The sequence below is a fragment of the Streptomyces sp. NEAU-YJ-81 genome, assembly GCF_017592595.1.
Classification (GTDB): domain Bacteria; phylum Actinomycetota; class Actinomycetes; order Streptomycetales; family Streptomycetaceae; genus Streptomyces; species Streptomyces hygroscopicus_B.
Map to the genome: position 1 here is coordinate 184465 of NZ_JAGFNO010000009.1, position 16727 is coordinate 201191.

Genomic DNA, 16727 nt, shown 5'->3' on the forward strand with positions numbered 1-16727 from the left:
CGCACTACTACGAGGCGGGTCCGGTGATCGAGACCCCGCTGTCGGGTGCGCAGGCCATCCACGACATGCTCTGCCAGAGCTGGGGCGGGACCATCCGCTTCTTTCCCGGGGTGCCGGGCGAGTGGCAGGACGTCACGCTGCACGACTTCCGTACCGAGGGCGCGTTCCTGGTCAGCGCGGTGCGGACGGGCGGCAGGACGCGCTGGGTGCGGGTGCGCAGCCTGGCCGGGGAGCCCTGCCGGGTCCGCCACTCGATCGGCGGCCGGGTCGCGGTCGCCGGGGTCGGGGGCCCCGCGCCCAAGTGGCGTGACCTGGGGAACGGCGAGATCGAGCTGGAGCTGGACCGGGAGGGCGAGGCAGTGATCTATCCGGCGGGCACCCGGCCGGACTTCCGGGTCGCCCCGGTGAAGGTCACCACCCCGGCCGAGCCCTGGGGCCTGCCGGAGCTGCCGCAGGCGGGCGCGGTCACCCAGGTCGATCTGACCGGGCACTTCGACAACGACGCCATCACCACCGAGATGTACTACGGGGACGGCGACTTCGACGGTACGGGCCGCACCTATCCGATGGCGCAGCTCCCGCAGACCGGGCAGACCGAGGACGACGGGATCACCTTCGCGTTCACCAACGGCAGCGAGGGCTCCGACAACAACGTCATCGCGGCGGGCCAGAAGGTCACGGTCCCGGCGGGCAGCTACACGAAGCTGCATGTGCTGGGCGCGGGCGACACCGGCAATGTGTCCGTGCCCGCCGAGGCCACGTACGCCGACGGCTCCACGGGCACGCTGACCATGGAGCTGACGGGCTGGATGTCGGGTCCGGCGTACGGCGAGACTGAGGCGGTGCGGACCAGCCAGATCCACACCCGCACCGGCCCGCTGGGCACCAAGGCCGCGATCTTCCACCAGGTGGTGGAGCTGGACCCGGCCAAGGAGCTGTCGGCGATCACGCTGACCGCCCCCTCGGGCACCGCACGGGCCCATGTCTTCGCGCTCTCGCTGGAGAAGAACGACTGACGAAGCACGCATAACCGCATACCCACCGTGACGGCCGCCCTGCTCAGGGCGGCCGTTATTGCTCATGTGTGCAGCCGAGATGACAACTGAGGGAATTTGTTGGCACGCAGTGTCTTGCGAGGTGGCACAGCGTGCCATACCGTGAGTGGAGTCCGGGCGGCCGGCGCACTGCCAACCTTCGTGCGTCGGCTGTCCCCGCAAACCGCTTTGTGCGCCCGGACAACGCCTGCGTCACCAGGCAACCGGCGCCACCCGCGCCGCATCGAGCACCACCTCCGCCGAACCGACGGCACCGCATCAGCATCACCCGTCACGAGCCCAGCGTTCCCTCAGGCGTCCCCCCTGGACGCCTCGCCGGAGGCACCGATGAACGAGATACTTGACGCGATCCTGGCGTCGGACACAGCACCCGAGGACTTCGCGTCACTGCGCATCCCCGAGTCGTACCGCGCGGTGACCGTGCGCAAGGACGAGGCCGAGATGTTCGCGGGCCTCACCACCCGGGAGAAGGACCCCCGCAAATCGTTGCACGTGGACGAGGTGCCGGTGCCGGAGCTCGGCCCCGGAGAGGCACTCGTCGCCGTGATGGCCAGCTCGGTCAACTACAACTCCGTGTGGACCTCGATCTTCGAACCGCTGCCGACCTTCGGTTTCCTGGAGCGGTACGGCAAGCTCTCCCCCCTGGCCAAGCGGCACGATCTGCCGTACCACATCATCGGCTCCGACCTCGCGGGCGTCGTGCTGCGCACCGGCCCCGGTGTGAACGCCTGGCAGCCGGGCGCCGAGGTCGTCGCGCACTGTCTGTCGGTCGAGCTGGAGAGCTCCGACGGCCACAACGACACCATGCTCGACCCCGAGCAGCGCATCTGGGGCTTCGAGACCAACTTCGGCGGGCTCGCCGAGATCGCCCTGGTCAAGTCCAACCAGCTGATGCCCAAGCCCAAGCATCTGAGCTGGGAGGAGGCGGCCGCCCCGGGCCTGGTCAACTCCACCGCCTACCGGCAGCTCGTCTCCCGTAACGGCGCCGGGATGAAGCAGGGCGACAACGTCCTGATCTGGGGCGCGAGCGGCGGGCTCGGCTCCTACGCCACCCAGTTCGCGCTGGCCGGCGGGGCCAATCCGATCTGCGTGGTCTCCTCGCCGCAGAAGGCCGAGATCTGCCGGCGGATGGGCGCCGAGGCGATCATCGACCGCACGGCCGAGGACTACGCGTTCTGGAAGGACGACGGCACCCAGGACCCGCGCGAGTGGAAGCGGTTCGGCAAGAAGATCCGCGAGCTGACCGGCGGCGAGGACGTGGACATCGTCTTCGAGCACCCGGGCCGGGAGACCTTCGGCGCCTCGGTCTATGTCACCCGTAAGGGCGGCACGATCGTCACCTGCGCGTCGACCTCCGGCTACACCCACGAGTACGACAACCGCTACCTGTGGATGCAGCTCAAGCGGATCATCGGCTCGCACTTCGCCAACTACCGCGAGGCGTGGGAGGCCAACCGCCTGGTCGCCAAGGGCAAGATCCACCCGACGCTGTCCAAGACCTACCGGCTGGAGGACACCGGACAGGCCGCGTACGACGTCCACCGCAACCTCCACCAGGGCAAGGTCGGCGTGCTGTGCCTGGCCCCCGAGGAGGGCATGGGCGTGCGCGACCAGGCGATGCGCGAGCAGCACATCGACGCCATCAACCTGTTCCGTGACGACTCGTCGGAGCGGACCAACAAGCACAGCCGTAAGGACTCCTCGGGGCAGGCCAACAAGCACAGCCGGGACATCTGATGAGTGGCACACCCCGCCCCAAGGACCGGCCCTGGCTGATGCGCACCTACGCCGGGCACTCCACCGCCGAGGCGTCCAACGAGCTGTACCGGCGCAACCTGGCCAAGGGCCAGACCGGGCTCTCAGTCGCCTTCGACCTGCCCACCCAGACCGGCTACGACCCCGACCACATCCTCGCCCGCGGCGAGGTGGGCCGGGTCGGGGTCCCGGTCTCGCATCTGGGCGACATGCGGCGGCTGTTCCAGGAGATCCCCCTGGAGCGGATGAACACCTCCATGACCATCAACGCGACCGCGATGTGGCTGCTGGCGCTGTATCAGGTCGTCGCGGAGGAGCACGGCGCGGACATCGGCAAGCTCCAGGGGACGACGCAGAACGACATCGTCAAGGAGTACCTCTCGCGCGGTACGCATGTCTTTCCGCCGGTCCCGAGCCTGCGGCTGACCACCGACATGATCGCGTACACGGTGAACCACATCCCCAAGTGGAACCCGATCAACATCTGCAGCTACCACCTGCAAGAGGCCGGGGCCACTCCGGTGCAGGAGATCGCCTTCGCGATGTCCACGGCGATCGCCGTCCTGGACGCGGTATTCGCCTCCGGCCAGGTTCCCGAGGACCGTAAGGGCGACGTGGTGGCCCGGATCTCCTTCTTCGTGAACGCGGGCGTCCGCTTCATCGAGGAGATGTGCAAGATGCGCGCCTTCGGCCGCATCTGGGACCGGATCACCCGTGAGCGGTACGGCATCGAGAACCCCAAACAGCGCCGGTTCCGCTACGGCGTCCAGGTGAACTCGCTCGGCCTGACCGAGGCCCAGCCGGAGAACAACGTCCAGCGCATCGTCCTGGAGATGCTGGCCGTCACCCTCTCCAAGGACGCCCGCGCCCGCGCCGTCCAGCTCCCGGCCTGGAACGAGGCGCTGGGCCTCCCCCGCCCCTGGGACCAGCAGTGGTCGCTGCGCATCCAGCAGGTCCTCGCCCTGGAGAGCGATCTGCTGGAGTACGACGACATCTTCGAGGGCTCCCATGTGATCGAGTCCAAGGTCGCCGCGCTGGTCGAGGAGACCGAGGCCGAGATCGAGCGGATCGAGAAGATGGGCGGGGCGATGGCCGCCGTCGAGTCCGGCTACCTCAAGGCGCAGCTCGTGGCCTCCCACTCCGAGCGTCGGGCGCGGATCGAGGCGGGCGAAGAGAAGATCATCGGCGTCAACTGCTACGAGTCCACCGAGCCCAATCCGCTCACCGCCGATCTCGACACCGCGATCATGACGGTGGACCCGGAGAACGAGGCGCGGGTGGTCTCGGCCCTGCACGCCTGGCGCGAGCGGCGCGACGAGGGCCCCGCCCAGGAGGCCCTCACCGCCCTCCGTAAGGCCGCCGCGGGGACCGAGAACCTGATGCCGGCGACCCTGGCCTGTGCCCGCGCGGGCGTGACCACCGGGGAGTGGTCCTGGGCGCTGCGCGATGTCTTCGGCGAGTACCGCGCCCCCACCGGGGTCGGCGGCGCGCCCCTGGCCGTCGCCACGGAGGCGGGCTCCCTGCTGTCCTCCGTCCGCGAGAAGGTCGAGAAGACGGCGGCCGAGCTCGGCGGCGGCAGGCTGCGGCTGCTGGTCGGCAAGCCCGGTCTGGACGGGCACAGCAACGGCGCCGAGCAGATCGCCGTACGGGCCAGGGACGCCGGTTTCGAGGTGGTCTACCAGGGGATTCGGCTCACCCCCGAGCAGATCGTCTCGGCGGCCGTGGCCGAGGATGTGCACTGCGTCGGGCTGTCCATCCTGTCCGGTTCGCATGCCGAGCTGGTGCCGGACGTCCTGGAGCGGCTGCGCGACGCGGGCGCCCAGGAGATCCCCGTCATCGTCGGCGGGATCATCCCGGCCACGGACGCGGCCGCGCTGCGGGCCGCGGGTGTCGCCGCCGTTTTCACCCCCAAGGACTTCGGTATCACGGAGATCATCGGCCGTATTGTCGATGAGATCCGCGCCGCGAACACGCTTCCCCCTCTGGAGGTTCTCGTATGACCGCCCCCGACCGCGCAGATGCCGCGACCCGTCTGCGCCCTCGCCGCTCCTGCCTGGCCGTCCCCGGCTCCAATCCGCGCTTCCTGGAGAAGGCTCAGGGGCTCGCGGCCGACCAGGTCTTCCTGGACCTGGAGGACGCCTGTGCGCCGCTGGCCAAGGAGGACGCCCGGCACACCATCGTCAAGGCGCTGAACGAGGGCGACTGGACCGGTAAGACCCGGGTGGTGCGGGTCAACGACTGGACCACCCACTGGACGTACCGGGACGTCATCACGGTTGTCGAGGGCGCGGGTCCCAACCTGGACTGCATCATGCTGCCCAAGGTGCAGGACGCCCAGCAGGTGATCGCGCTGGACCTGCTGCTCACCCAGATCGAGAAGACGATGGGCTTCGAGGTCGGGCGGATCGGCATCGAGGCGCAGATCGAGAACGCCAAGGGCCTGGTCAACGTGGACGAGATCGCGGGCGCCTCGTCCCGCCTGGAGACCATCGTCTTCGGCCCGGCCGACTTCATGGCGTCCATCAACATGAAGTCGCTGGTCGTGGGCGAGCAGCCGCCCGGCTATCCGGCGGACGCCTATCACTACATCCTGATGCGGATCCTGATGGCGGCCCGCACCCATGACCTCCAGGCGATCGACGGCCCCTACCTGCAGATCCGGAACGTGGACGGCTTCCGCGAGGTGGCCGGGCGCGCGGCCGCCCTCGGCTACGACGGCAAGTGGGTGCTGCACCCCGGCCAGGTGGAGGCGGCCAACGAGGTCTTCTCGCCGTCCCAGGAGGACTACGACCACGCCGAGCTGATCCTGGACGCCTATGACTACTGCACCTCGGCGGAAGGCGGCATGAAGGGCTCGGCGATGCTCGGCGACGAGATGATCGACGAGGCCAGCCGCAAGATGGCCCTGGTCGTCGCGGGCAAGGGCCGCGCGGCCGGGATGACCCGTACGTCCACCTTCCAGCCCCCGGAGGCATGAGCCATGCAGTTCGGCCGTACCTATGAGGAGTTCACGGTGGGCGACGTCTACCGGCACTGGCCGGGGAAGACGGTCACCGAGTACGACGACCACCTTTTCTGTCTGCTCACCATGAACCACCACCCGCTGCACATGGACAGCAACTACGCCGAGAAGACGACCGATTTCGGCAAGAACGTGGTGGTCGGGAACTACATCTACTCACTGCTCCTGGGGATGTCCGTCCCCGATGTCTCCGGAAAGGCCATCGCCAATCTGGAGGTCGAGTCGCTACGGCATGTCGCGCCCACCTTCCACGGCGACACGATCTATGGCGAGACGACGGTCCTCGACAAGACGCCGTCGAAGTCCAAGACGGACCGGGGCATCGTGCATGTGGAGACCAAGGGCTACAAGCAGGACGGCACCCTGGTCTGCATCTTCCGGCGCAAGGTGATGGTGCCGACCGCCACGTACATCAAGGAGCGGGGCGGCGAGCAGCCGGGCCGCCCGGAGCTGGGAGAGCAGTGATATGAGCCGCCTGGCGCAGACCGAGGGCCTGACCGACATCCAGCGGGAGATCCTCTCCACGGTCAGGGATTTTGTCGACAAGGAGATCCTGCCGGTCGCGACGGAACTGGAACATCGCGATGAATATCCGACCGCGATCGTCGAAGGGCTGAAGGAGCTCGGCCTCTTCGGGCTGATGATCCCTGAGGAATACGGCGGTCTGGGTGAGTCACTGCTCACCTACGCGCTGTGTGTGGAGGAGATCGCACGCGGCTGGATGAGCGTCTCGGGCATCATCAACACCCACTTCATCGTGGCGTACATGCTCAAGCAGCACGGCACCGAGGAACAGAAGGAGTATTTCCTTCCCAAGATGGCGCTGGGCGAGATCCGGGGCGCCTTCTCGATGTCGGAGCCGGGCATGGGCTCGGATGTGTCGGCGATCACCAGCAAGGCGGTACAGGACGGCGACGAGTACGTCCTGAACGGGCAGAAGATGTGGCTGACCAACGGCGGCACCTCCACTCTGGTGGCGGTCCTGTGCCGGACCGGTGAGGCCCAGGAGGGGGTCGCGCCGCACAAGGCGATGACCACCTTCCTGATCGAGAAGGAGCCGGGCTTCGGCGAGGTCCGGCCCGGCCTGACCATCCCCGGCAAGATCGACAAGATGGGCTACAAGGGCGTCGACACCACCGAGCTCATCATGGACGGACTGCGCATTCCGGCCGATCGGGTGCTCGGCGGGATGCCGAACCGAGGTTTTTACCAAATGATGGACGGAGTCGAGGTCGGCCGGGTGAATGTCGCCGCCCGCGGCTGTGGTGTGGCGCGGCGAGCTTTCGAGCTGGGCGTTGCATACGCACAGCAGCGGCATACCTTCGGTAAGCCGATCGCACAGCACCAGGCCATCCAGTTCAAACTGGCCGAAATGGGAACAAAGGTCGAGGCGGCCCATGCGATGATGGTCAATGCGGCCCGGAAGAAGGATTCGGGCGCGCGCAACGACCTCGAAGCGGGAATGGCCAAGTACCTCGCGTCGGAGTACTGCAAAGAGGTCGTGGAGGACGCCTTCCGCATCCACGGCGGGTACGGCTTCTCCAAGGAATACGAGATCGAGCGCCTCTACCGAGAGGCACCGATGCTTCTCATCGGCGAAGGTACCGCCGAGATTCAGAAAATGATTATTGGACGGAGGCTCCTGGAGGAATACCGAACCCAAGACTGAACGTCCCTTTTGGGGTGGTATCCGAGAGAAGAAGGTCACACCGCGCCGAGGGTCTTCGGTCACTGACCAGCCACCGACAGGCCCCGGCGCTTGCCCAGTTACCGCTCGCAACCGATACCATCCGGGAAAGCCGCCGTCCCCAGTCTTGCGTCGCGGCATCCTCCGCTACGAAGGTCATCCATGCCCCACAGCCAATCCTCTGCACAACGCGACAGCCCGGTCGGTGTACGCCTCGCGCGCGGAGCATCGCCGTGGCTCCTCCCGACCGTCGCCACCGCGGCGGTCAGTCTTGCTCGGGCCCGCCGCTCCGGACGCTGGACGGCGGTCGCCGTGCCCGCCACCGCGCTCGCGGCGGGCATGCTGTGGTTCTTCCGCGACCCCGAGAGAGAGATCACGCAAGGCCGCGTGATCTCTCCGGCCGACGGTGTGGTGCAGAGCATCATGCCGTGGAAGGACGGGCGCACCCGCGTCGCCATCTTCATGAGCCCGCTCAATGTCCACGTCAACCGCGCCCCGCTGGCTGGCACGGTGACCTCCGTGGAGCACATCCCCGGCGGCTTCGTTCCCGCGTTCAACAAGGAGAGCGAGAACAACGAGCGGGTCGTCTGGCACTTCGACACCGAGCTCGGCGACATCGAGATGGTCCAGATCGCCGGTGCGGTCGCCCGGCGTATCGTGCCCTATGTGCCACAGGGCACGAAGGTCGAACAGGGTGAGCGGATCGGTCTCATCCGCTTCGGCTCGCGCGTCGACATCTACCTTCCCGAGGGTGTCGATGTCGCGGTCGAGGTCGGCCAGGCCACCACCGCGGGGGTGACACGCCTTGACCGTGATTGATCCCGACACACAGGCCGCCTGGGTCCCCGAGGCCGAGGTGGACGCCGTCGACGAGACGGACGACATGCCGCTGTCGACGCGACTGTCGATAGCCGACACGCTGACCCTGGGCAACGCCACCTGTGGCTTCCTGGCGGTCTACTTCACCACCACCGGCGTCCTCATCCCGCACCTCACGGGCAGCGAGGACGGCGGGATGACCCGGCACAGCGCGGCGTCGGCCGTGATGCTGATGCTGCTCGCCTCCGTCTTCGACCTCTTCGACGGACTGGTCGCGCGGAAGCTGCGCAGCTCGGCGATGGGCGCGGAGCTGGACAACCTCTCCGACCTGATCAGCTTCGGCCTGGCCCCCGCGTACTTCGTCCTCGTCTGGGGCATGGTCTCCGACGACGCGTATCAGCGGGTCTCAGTGGTGGGCGCGATCGTGGTGCTCCTGGCGGTGGTGCTACGGCTTGCCAGATTCTCCTGTGTCACGCTGCGTGACGGCGTCTTCCAGGGCATGCCGAGCCCCTTCGGCGCCCTGACGGTGGTCTCGGTGGTCCTGCTGGGCCTGCCGTTCGTGCCGACGCTGCTCGCGATCATCGGCGTCGCCTGGCTGATGGTGAGCCGGGTGGAGTACCCTAAGCCGCGCGGTCGGCTCGCGGTGGCCATGCTCGGCTGGATCGTCACCAGCATGGCGCTGCTGGCGGCCTGGGCCTTCGAGGCCCCCGGCGGCGAGCTGCTGCTCCAGTCGGCCTGCGCCTTGCAGGTCGTCATGGGCGCGGTGATCCCCCTCTTCGCCACGGCCCGCCGGGTGAACGCCTTCCGCGACAACCGCCGCGAGGCGAGGGCAGCGCAGCTGCCGTAGCGGCCTTCGGCCGCACCTGCCGGATGGGGTGGGCCCGAGCATTGCGCTCGGGCCCACCCCATTCGCCGTTCCCGGTGCGTTGCGTCCCGCGGCGGGAGCTTGAGGCTCGAGGCCGGGGTGGCCAGGCGCGGCCCGGGGGCCGTGGTCGGCGGGTGCGTGGCGCTCGCGGCGGCGGCCTGCGCGGCGCGGGCGTCCGCCGCGTCTGCCGGGGCTGTTCCCCACCCCGCGTCCGCCGCGCCTGCCGGGGGCTGTTCCCCACCCCGCCCCTTCCCGAACCCGGGGGCAAGCCCTCGGACCCCCGGGGCTGCGCCCCTGGCCCCCATCGGAGCAGGCCCCGCCGCCTTGCCGCGTCCGTGCCCCCGCCCTCGCCCTCGCCCTCGCTCCAGGGCCTGCGCTCTGCAGCCGCGCCTCAGGCCCGGCTGGGAGGCCCGACCCGGGCCCGAGGGGTCCCCAGCGCCGATACCCCACGCACGCCCCGCCGCCGCGACACCCGCCGTGCACGCCGTGCAGGGTGGGCCCAAGCCCCAAAGCGCAGCCCCCGAGAGCGGGCCCGGGGGCACAGCCCCGGTGGAGACCCGAGGGCACGACCCCGGTACGGGTCCAGGGCACGGCCCCAGCCGAGGCCCGGGAACACAGCCCCCGTGGGGGTCCGGGGCACGGCCCCGCTGGGGGCCGGGGGCTTGCCCCCGGTTCGGGAAGGGGCGGGGTGGGGAACAGCCCCCGCCGGGCATCCGGCCGCGCGCTCCGGGCCAGCCCGCGCCCCGGCCGGGCGCCGGGCTCATGGGCCGAGGGCATCACAGGGCCGGGACGCGGGCCCGGCAGCTACGGCCAGAGCCGGTACAGGGCCCAGCCCCCAGAGCGAGGCCAGGGGCACAGCCCCAGGCGGGCCTCCGGGGACGCAGCCCCGCTGGGGCCCAGGGCACAACCCCGGTGGGGGCCCGGGGCGCAGCCCCGGGTTCGGGAAGGGGCGGGGTGGGGAACAGCCCGGTGGGGCCGTGCGGCGTCAGGTCAGGAAGTCCGTCGCCAGGCGTTCTGCCGCGCGTTCCAGGAGGGGGCCGGCCTCGGCGATGCAGCGGGCCGGGTCCGGCTCCAGGTCGGTGAGGGGGTAGGCGCGGCGGATGCCCGCGTTGCCCAGGGCCACCGGGGCGAGGGCCAGACGGCCGCAGACCGCGACCACCTCGATGCCCCGCGCCCGGGCCGCCGCCGCGACGCCCGCCGGGGCCTTTCCGTGCAGGGTCTGTTCGTCCAGCGAGCCCTCCCCCGTGATCACCAGGTCCGCGCCCTCCAGCGCGGCGGGGAAGCCGAGGACGTCGAGCATCACCTCGATGCCGGGGCGGAAGGCCGCGCCCAGGCCGACGAGCGCGCCGAAGCCGATGCCGCCCGCCGCGCCCGCGCCGGGCGCGAGGGCGTACTCGGCGGCCGTGGCCCCGACCGCGCGCTCCAGGACGCGTACGTAGTGGGCGAGGGCGGCGTCCAGGGCCGCCACATCGTCCTCGCCCGCGCCCTTCTGCGGGCCGTAGACCGCCGCCGCGCCCTTCGGGCCGGTCAGGGGGTTGTCGACATCGCTGGCCAGGACGGTCTCGGTGTCGGCCAGGCGCGGGTCGAGGCCGGACAGATCGGCCGTGGCGAGGTCGCGCAGCGGGCCCCCGCCCGGCGCCACGGGCGTACCGTCGTCGCGCAGGAAGCGCGCGCCGAGCGCGCTGAGCATCCCCGCGCCGCCGTCCGTCGTGGCGCTGCCGCCGACGCCGAAGACGATCGTGCGGGCGCCCGCGTCGAGCGCCGCGCGCAGCAACTCGCCGCTGCCGTAGGTGGTCGCGGTGAGCGGCGCGAACACTCCGGCCGGCAGATGGCGCAGCCCGGACGCCTCGGCCATCTCCACCACGGCCGTGGTCCCGCGCAGCGCGTACGCCGCCGTCACCGGCGCGCCCAGTGGCCCGGTGACCCGCGCCTCGCGCCGTTCGAACCCGGCCGCGACCGCCGCGTCCACCGTGCCGTCCCCGCCGTCGGCGACGGGCAGCGCCGCGATCCGCAGCCCCTCGCCGCCTTGGGGCGCGCCGCGGCGCAGCCCCGCCGTGACGTGCTCGGCGACCTCCACCGCCGTGAGCGAGCCCTTGAACTTGTCCGCGGCGATCAGTACGCGCTTCGGGGGCGTCGCCTGCCCCTCCGCCCACGTCTTGGTCTCTGTGGCGGCCGCTGCCTTCGAAGCGTCGTGCGTAGCGTCTGAAGTCTCCGTAGCGCCCGAAGTCTCCGTCGAAGCGTCCGTCACCTTGGTAACTCCTCGCATTCGCACAGGCGGTCGCGCCGCTGTGACCCTATCCGGCGCGGGCTCACCGGTACACCCACCTCATATGGGTACACCTGACCCATGGCCCTCAGCGGGAGCGCACTCGCGGACCGGATCCACGGCGGCTGGCTCGGCCGGATCGCCGGGAACATGCTCGGCAAGCCCATCGAAAACGGCGAACACTGGACCCGCAACCGCATCGACCGGTATCTGCGCCGCGCCGACGCCCTGCCGCTGACCGACTACCTCCCCGCCCTGGAGCCGCCGCCCGACCCGGTGGAGTTCGCGCTGCGCCCCGAGTGGCAGAGTTGCGTCCGCGGCCGGATCCACGGCAGCTGCCGCGACGACGACGTGGACTACTCCGTCCTCGGCCTGCACCTGCTGGAGACCCACGGCCCCGGCTTCACCACCGAGCAGGTCGGCGAGGTGTGGCTGCTGCGGCTGCCGTATCTGCAGACCTTCACCGCCGAGCGGGCCGCCTACCGCAACCTCACGGCCGGGGTGAAGCCGCCGCTCAGCGCGACCCTCGACAACCCCTACCAGGAGTGGATCGGCGCCCTGATCCGCGCCGACGTCCACGGCTGGGTCAACCCCGGCGATCCGCACCGGGCCGCCGCGATGGCCCGCCGGGACGCCGTCCTCTCCCACACCGGCAACGGGGTGTACGGGGCGATGTGGGCGGCCGCGCTGATCGCGGCCGCGTTCACGGCGGACGGTCCGCGTGCCGCCGTCGCGAGCGCCCTGGACCGGATCCCGCCGCGCTGCCGACTGGCCCGTACGGTGCGCCGGGCCGCGTCCCTGCACGACGCGGGCGTGGCGTGGGCGGACGCGCTCGCCCAGCTGGAGCGGGAGACCGCCGGGCTGCCCTGGATCCATGTGGTCCCCAACGCCGCCGTTCTTACGGCCGGACTGCTCTACGGCGCGGGCGACTTCACGACGACGATCGCCCTGACGGTGCGCGGCGGCCTGGACACCGACTCCAACGGCGCCACGGCCGGGTCGGTCGCGGGCGTGCTGTGCGGCGCGGCGGCCATCCCGCCGCAGTGGACCGAGCCGCTGGAGGACCGGGTGCGCAGCGCCGTCTTCGGCTTCGACGGCGCCCGCATCAGCGACCTGGCGGCCCGTACGCACCGGCTGGCGGTCGCGGCGGAGCGCTAGGCGGTTTCAGCCGGCCCGATGGCGGTGTGGGCCGGCCGGATCGGCGATCCGGTCCAGCCACTCCCGCAGGAGGCCGCGTTCGGACGCGGTCAGGGCGTCGGTGCGGGGCAGTGCGGCGCGGAGGGTGACGGCTGCCGCGACGGGACCGGGTTCGGCGGCCGCGGGGGCGTCCGTGGTGATCGCCGCGATGGCCGCCTCGCGGGCGGTGCGGGACAGCTCCGGATCGCGGCGGTCCTCGGGCGTGGCGATGAGCGTGAGCGTCGTACCGCAGCCCGCCGCGTGGACGAGGGCCGCGGCGCGCTCCTCGGGGATGGCGAGCCGCCCCGCCTCGGCGATGCGCCGGATGAGCCGGGCGAGCATCTCGAAGGCGGCGACGGAGGCCGGCGAGGAGACCCCGGGGCGGTGCCCGCCGTACATCAGCGAGTACAGCGCCGGGTTGGCCAGGCCGAGGCCGATGTGCAGATCCCAGCCGGCGCGCAGGTCCTCGACCGGGTCATCGGTGGGTTCCTCGGCGGTCTTGCTGCTCAGGTACTCCGTGAAGCCGTAGGCGACGACCGCGTCGAGCAGACCCTGCTTGTCGCCGAAGAGCCGGTAGATGGTCGGCGGCTGCACCCCGGCGGCGGAACTCACCGCCCGGGTCGAGACGGCGTCGGGCCCGCCTTCGGACAGCAGCCGGGCGGCGGCCGTGACGATGCGTTCGCGATGTCCGTCTCGGTCGCGGTTCGCGTCATGGGTCCCGTCGTGGCTCCCGTCCGCCGTGGTGACGTCCTCGCTCTCCATGCTTCCGACGATAACAGAATCGCGTTAGCGGTCATTCGTTTCCGATGATACGTTGACGGCGATATCACTGGAAACAGCGAGGAGAGATCGCCATGATCATCGTTACCGGAGCCAATGGCCAGCTCGGCCGGATGGTCGCCGAGCGGCTGCTGAAGCGCGTCCCCGCCGGGGAGATCGGCGTCAGCGTGCGCGACGTGGAGGCGGCACGGGACCTCGGCGCGCAGGGCGTGCGCGTCCGCCGGGGCGACTTCGACGACCCGGAAACCCTCCCCCACGCCTTCGAGGGCGCCTCGCAGGTCCTGATCGTCTCGACGGGCACCACGGGCGAGGCCGCCGTCCGCGGCCACCGCACGGCCATCGACGCCGCGGCGGCGGCCGGGGCCAAGCGGATCCTCTACACGAGCCACATGGGCGCGAACCCGTCCTCCCCCTTCCACCCGATGCCCGACCACGCCGCCACCGAGGAGGCGCTGCGGCGGTCCGGTGTCCCCTTCACCTCGCTGCGCAACGGCTTCTACGCCTCATCCGCCCTGGAGCTGGTCAGGGCCGCGCTCGAGACGGGCGTCCTGGCCGTGCCCGAGGACGGCCCGGTCGCCTGGACCGCCCATGCCGACCTCGCCGACGCGGCGGTCCTCGCCCTCACCGACGAGGCCCTGGACGGCCTGAGCCCCGCGCTCACCGGCCCCGCGGTCATCGACATGGCCGGTATCGCGGAGATCCTCACACGGGTGACGGGCCGCCCGATCCGCCGGGTGGTCGTCTCCGACGACGACTACCGCGCGCAGTTGGTCACCCATGGCGCGCCCGAGTCGGCGGCCGACCTCCTCGTCGGCCTCTTCGCCGCCAGCCGCCGGGGCGACTTCGCACCGGTCGACCCCACGCTCGCCGAACTGCTCGGCCGACCCACGGTGCGCCTGGAGGACTACCTGAAGTCGGCTGTCGCGCCGCCCCGGTGACGTGTCGAACGAAACCTGGCCCGCTCGCCCCCGCCTCCCCGGACGTCAGCGCTCGGCGGTGTCCCATTCGCTGCCCAGCCAGCCGCCGTGGCTGTCGAGGAGGGCGACCAGGGAGGCGGTCACGCGGTCGTCCCACCAGTCCGCCACGACCGTGAGCTCGAAGGCGGTTCCGGGGCCGCTGTGGAAGTCGAGGACGATCCGGCGGTCCAGCCGCCATCGGGTGCGGCGCGGGGTACGGGCGGGGTCGCCGCCGCCGTTGAGGATGCTGCCGATCACGATCAGCAGTTGAAGGGGCAGGGACAGCCACCACACGCCCCACCAGACGGGCCGCCCCTTGAAGCCGACGGCGGGCCGGGAGCCGGTCTGCTGGACGGTCCAGCGGGTGCGGAGACCGCCCTTCATCGCCGGGCGGCGGGTGACGAGGGCCAGGGGTTCACCGGCGGCGCCCAGGACTTCATAGGCGGACGGGCCGCCCCTGGTGGCCGACTTGGTGACCACCTGCGCGAACACCTGCCCGCGTTGGGGGTCGGCCCAGAGGGTGAACGCGCGGATGCCCTCCTTACGGGCGGCACGGTATTCGGGGAGGCCGCCGCCGGGTGGGTTCCGTCGCTCGGGGAAGGCCAGCGGGCGGCTGGTGCGGCCGCGGCGGGCGGGGCCGTCGGAGATCCGTATCGCCCAGGGGACGCCGCCGTCCTGGGCATGGGCCACCGGGGCATGAGCCACCGGGGCATGAGCCTCCGGGGCATGGGCCTCCTGAGCGTGGGTTTCCTGGGCCTGGCCCTCCTGCGCATGGCCTTCCCGCGCCTCGTCCTCCTGTGCGTCGTGGCTGGTCAGCCACAGGAAACGCGCCATTCCCCCACTCTCCCCGTCCGCCGCGTCCGTCCCGGTGCCGGGCGGACTCTACCCGGCCGGGGAAACGCGCTCGCCGTCGGCCGTGCGGCGTGCGTACGCTCGCCGCATGAGCAGCGAGACAACGCACCGGCCGCTGGTGGCGATCCTGAGCGGGGCGGGCATCTCCACCGACTCCGGGATCCCCGACTACCGCGGTCCGCAGGGGCTTTGGCGGCGTGACCCCGAGGCCGAGAAGCTCGTGACGTACGAGTACTACATGACCGACCCGGAGATCCGGCGCCGCTCCTGGCAGATGCGGCGCGACAGCGAGACGCTGCGCGCCCGGCCCAACGGGGCGCACGAGGCCGTCACCCGGCTGGAGCGCTCGGGGGTGCCGGTGCGGGTGATCACCCAGAACGTGGACGGGCTGCACCAGATCGCCGGGATGCCCGCGCGCAAGGTGCTCGAACTGCACGGCACCGCGCGGGCCGTGCTGTGCACCCACTGCGAGGCGCGGTCCGGGATGGAGGAGGCGCTGGAGCGGGTCGCGGCGGGTGAGCCGGATCCGGCGTGCCAGGACTGCGGCGGGATCCTGAAGTCGGCCACGGTGATGTTCGGGGAGAGCCTCGATCCGGAGGTGCTGACCGAGGCGGTCGCGGTGGCGCAGGCGTGCGAGATCTTCATCGCCGTCGGCACCAGCCTCCAGGTCCAGCCCGCGGCCTCGCTCGCCGGGCTGGCCGCCGAGCACGGCGCCCGGCTGATCATCGTCAACGCCGAGCCGACGCCGTACGACGAGCTCGCGGACGAGGTCGTCCGCGAGCCCATCAGCACGGCGCTGCCCGCCCTGCTGGACCGCATCGCCGCGGGCTGATCTCTGCCTTCAGCTTCAGAAGAGGCCGGGCAGTTCTTGCCGCGCCTCGAACTCCAGCAGCCGCCGCTTGCGGTCCAGGCCGCCGCCGTAGCCGGTGAGGCTGCCGCTGGAGCCGACGACGCGGTGGCAGGGGACGATGATGCCGACCGGGTTCTTGCCGTTGGCCAGGCCCACCGCGCGGGAGGCGGTCGGCTGGCCGATGCGGTCGGCCAGCCGGCCGTACGACCAGGTCTCGCCGTACGGGATGGCCCGCAGCTCGGCCCAGACGCGGCGCTGGAACGGCGTGCCGTCCAGGTGCAGCGGCAGGTCGAACGCGGTCAACTCGCCCGCGAAGTAGGCCGTGAGCTGGCGGACGGTCTCGGCGAAGGGGGTGTCGGCCGGGTCGCCGGGCGCACCGAAGGTCTCCTCGGGTGGGCGGTGGCGCTGCTCGACCATGTAGAGGCCGGACAGGTCGGTGCCGGTGGCCACGAGGGTGAGGGGGCCGTAGGGACTGTCGATGGTGGTGTGGCTGCGATTCACGAGGTTCCTCGGCGGCTCTGGTGTGTTGGGTGCGGTGCGATGCGGTGCGGGTCCGGCGGCTTAGCGGTGTAGCGGGCCGCCGTTTCGTTGCCGGGTGCGGGCCGGTGGCCGGTTTGTGCCCACCCGTCCAGCCCCACAGGACG

Annotated in this window: 15 protein-coding genes; 10 read left to right on the top strand and 5 right to left on the bottom strand. The window is 71.2% G+C overall.

Annotation, left to right across the window (positions count from 1 at the left end):
• Positions 1–7: 7 nt before the first annotated feature.
• Positions 8–136: a hypothetical protein gene (locus J5X86_RS52920; protein WP_374229281.1), complete on the bottom strand. Its 129-nt coding sequence runs from the start codon at positions 134–136 to the stop codon at positions 8–10.
• Positions 137–1382: 1246 nt separating this feature from the next.
• Between J5X86_RS52920 and ccrA the strand changes: the two genes are divergently transcribed.
• From ccrA to pssA, 7 genes are all read left to right on the top strand, one after another.
• Positions 1383–2792, top strand: a complete 1410-nt coding sequence (gene ccrA, locus J5X86_RS21860; protein ID WP_208518436.1) for a crotonyl-CoA carboxylase/reductase — start codon at positions 1383–1385, stop codon at positions 2790–2792.
• On the top strand, positions 2792–4810 hold the full coding sequence (locus J5X86_RS21865) for a protein meaA (protein ID WP_208518437.1): 2019 nt from the start codon (positions 2792–2794) through the stop codon (positions 4808–4810). The genes ccrA and J5X86_RS21865 overlap by 1 nt, the downstream gene beginning before the upstream one ends.
• Positions 4807–5787: a CoA ester lyase gene (locus tag J5X86_RS21870; RefSeq protein ID WP_078640332.1), complete on the top strand. Its 981-nt coding sequence runs from the start codon at positions 4807–4809 to the stop codon at positions 5785–5787. Before J5X86_RS21865 ends, J5X86_RS21870 begins: the two co-directional genes overlap by 4 nt.
• Positions 5788–5790: 3 nt before the next feature.
• Positions 5791–6297 carry a MaoC family dehydratase gene (locus tag J5X86_RS21875; RefSeq protein WP_078640333.1) on the top strand — a complete coding sequence of 169 codons (507 nt, stop codon included), beginning with the start codon at positions 5791–5793 and terminating at the stop codon, positions 6295–6297.
• Position 6298: 1 nt separating this feature from the next.
• Positions 6299–7501 (top strand): acyl-CoA dehydrogenase family protein, encoded by a 1203-nt coding sequence (locus J5X86_RS21880; protein WP_208518438.1) that lies wholly within the window; start codon positions 6299–6301, stop codon positions 7499–7501.
• A gap of 180 nt (positions 7502–7681) precedes the next feature.
• Positions 7682–8338 carry a phosphatidylserine decarboxylase gene (locus J5X86_RS21885; RefSeq protein WP_078640337.1) on the top strand — a complete coding sequence of 219 codons (657 nt, stop codon included), beginning with the start codon at positions 7682–7684 and terminating at the stop codon, positions 8336–8338.
• Positions 8325–9185, top strand: a complete 861-nt coding sequence (gene pssA, locus J5X86_RS21890) for a CDP-diacylglycerol--serine O-phosphatidyltransferase (protein WP_185929962.1) — start codon at positions 8325–8327, stop codon at positions 9183–9185. Before J5X86_RS21885 ends, pssA begins: the two co-directional genes overlap by 14 nt.
• A 1003-nt stretch (positions 9186–10188) precedes the next feature.
• On the opposite strand, the gene J5X86_RS21895 is transcribed toward pssA, so the two are convergent.
• Positions 10189–11319, bottom strand: a complete 1131-nt coding sequence (locus J5X86_RS21895; protein WP_208518529.1) for a glycerate kinase — start codon at positions 11317–11319, stop codon at positions 10189–10191.
• 231 nt (positions 11320–11550) lie between these two features.
• Here J5X86_RS21895 and J5X86_RS21900 point away from each other — a divergent pair, with 231 nt between their 5' ends.
• Positions 11551–12627 carry an ADP-ribosylglycohydrolase family protein gene (locus J5X86_RS21900; RefSeq protein ID WP_208518439.1) on the top strand — a complete coding sequence of 359 codons (1077 nt, stop codon included), beginning with the start codon at positions 11551–11553 and terminating at the stop codon, positions 12625–12627.
• 6 nt (positions 12628–12633) lie between these two features.
• Here J5X86_RS21900 and J5X86_RS21905 read toward each other — a convergent pair whose 3' ends face one another.
• Positions 12634–13407: a TetR/AcrR family transcriptional regulator gene (locus J5X86_RS21905; protein ID WP_208518440.1), complete on the bottom strand. Its 774-nt coding sequence runs from the start codon at positions 13405–13407 to the stop codon at positions 12634–12636.
• A 92-nt stretch (positions 13408–13499) separates the two neighbouring features.
• Between J5X86_RS21905 and J5X86_RS21910 the strand changes: the two genes are divergently transcribed.
• Positions 13500–14363: an NAD(P)H-binding protein gene (locus tag J5X86_RS21910; RefSeq protein WP_208518441.1), complete on the top strand. Its 864-nt coding sequence runs from the start codon at positions 13500–13502 to the stop codon at positions 14361–14363.
• Positions 14364–14408: 45 nt separating this feature from the next.
• Here the strand turns inward: J5X86_RS21910 and J5X86_RS21915 are convergent, their stop codons facing one another.
• Positions 14409–15215 (bottom strand): hypothetical protein, encoded by an 807-nt coding sequence (locus J5X86_RS21915; protein WP_243981031.1) that lies wholly within the window; start codon positions 15213–15215, stop codon positions 14409–14411.
• A gap of 106 nt (positions 15216–15321) precedes the next feature.
• Here J5X86_RS21915 and J5X86_RS21920 point away from each other — a divergent pair, with 106 nt between their 5' ends.
• Positions 15322–16065 carry a Sir2 family NAD-dependent protein deacetylase gene (locus tag J5X86_RS21920; protein ID WP_208518442.1) on the top strand — a complete coding sequence of 248 codons (744 nt, stop codon included), beginning with the start codon at positions 15322–15324 and terminating at the stop codon, positions 16063–16065.
• A gap of 15 nt (positions 16066–16080) precedes the next feature.
• Here the strand turns inward: J5X86_RS21920 and J5X86_RS21925 are convergent, their stop codons facing one another.
• Positions 16081–16584, bottom strand: coding sequence for a methylated-DNA--[protein]-cysteine S-methyltransferase (locus tag J5X86_RS21925; protein WP_208518443.1), 504 nt, complete (start codon positions 16582–16584; stop codon positions 16081–16083).
• Between the last annotated feature and the right edge of the window lie 143 nt (positions 16585–16727).

What these genes read in the sequence shown, in the direction of transcription:
- J5X86_RS21915 (WP_243981031.1), bottom strand. Translation starts at nt 15,215, where the DNA reads ATGGCGCGTTTCCTGTGGCTGACCAGCCACGACGCACAGGAGGACGAG.
- J5X86_RS21885 (WP_078640337.1), top strand. Translation starts at nt 7,682, where the DNA reads ATGCCCCACAGCCAATCCTCTGCACAACGCGACAGCCCGGTCGGTGTA.
- J5X86_RS21870 (WP_078640332.1), top strand. Translation starts at nt 4,807, where the DNA reads ATGACCGCCCCCGACCGCGCAGATGCCGCGACCCGTCTGCGCCCTCGC.
- J5X86_RS21905 (WP_208518440.1), bottom strand. Translation starts at nt 13,407, where the DNA reads ATGGAGAGCGAGGACGTCACCACGGCGGACGGGAGCCACGACGGGACC.
- J5X86_RS21900 (WP_208518439.1), top strand. Translation starts at nt 11,551, where the DNA reads ATGGCCCTCAGCGGGAGCGCACTCGCGGACCGGATCCACGGCGGCTGG.
- J5X86_RS21920 (WP_208518442.1), top strand. Translation starts at nt 15,322, where the DNA reads ATGAGCAGCGAGACAACGCACCGGCCGCTGGTGGCGATCCTGAGCGGG.
- J5X86_RS21865 (WP_208518437.1), top strand. Translation starts at nt 2,792, where the DNA reads ATGAGTGGCACACCCCGCCCCAAGGACCGGCCCTGGCTGATGCGCACC.
- J5X86_RS21880 (WP_208518438.1), top strand. Translation starts at nt 6,299, where the DNA reads ATGAGCCGCCTGGCGCAGACCGAGGGCCTGACCGACATCCAGCGGGAG.
- J5X86_RS21910 (WP_208518441.1), top strand. Translation starts at nt 13,500, where the DNA reads ATGATCATCGTTACCGGAGCCAATGGCCAGCTCGGCCGGATGGTCGCC.
- J5X86_RS21875 (WP_078640333.1), top strand. Translation starts at nt 5,791, where the DNA reads ATGCAGTTCGGCCGTACCTATGAGGAGTTCACGGTGGGCGACGTCTAC.
- ccrA (WP_208518436.1), top strand. Translation starts at nt 1,383, where the DNA reads ATGAACGAGATACTTGACGCGATCCTGGCGTCGGACACAGCACCCGAG.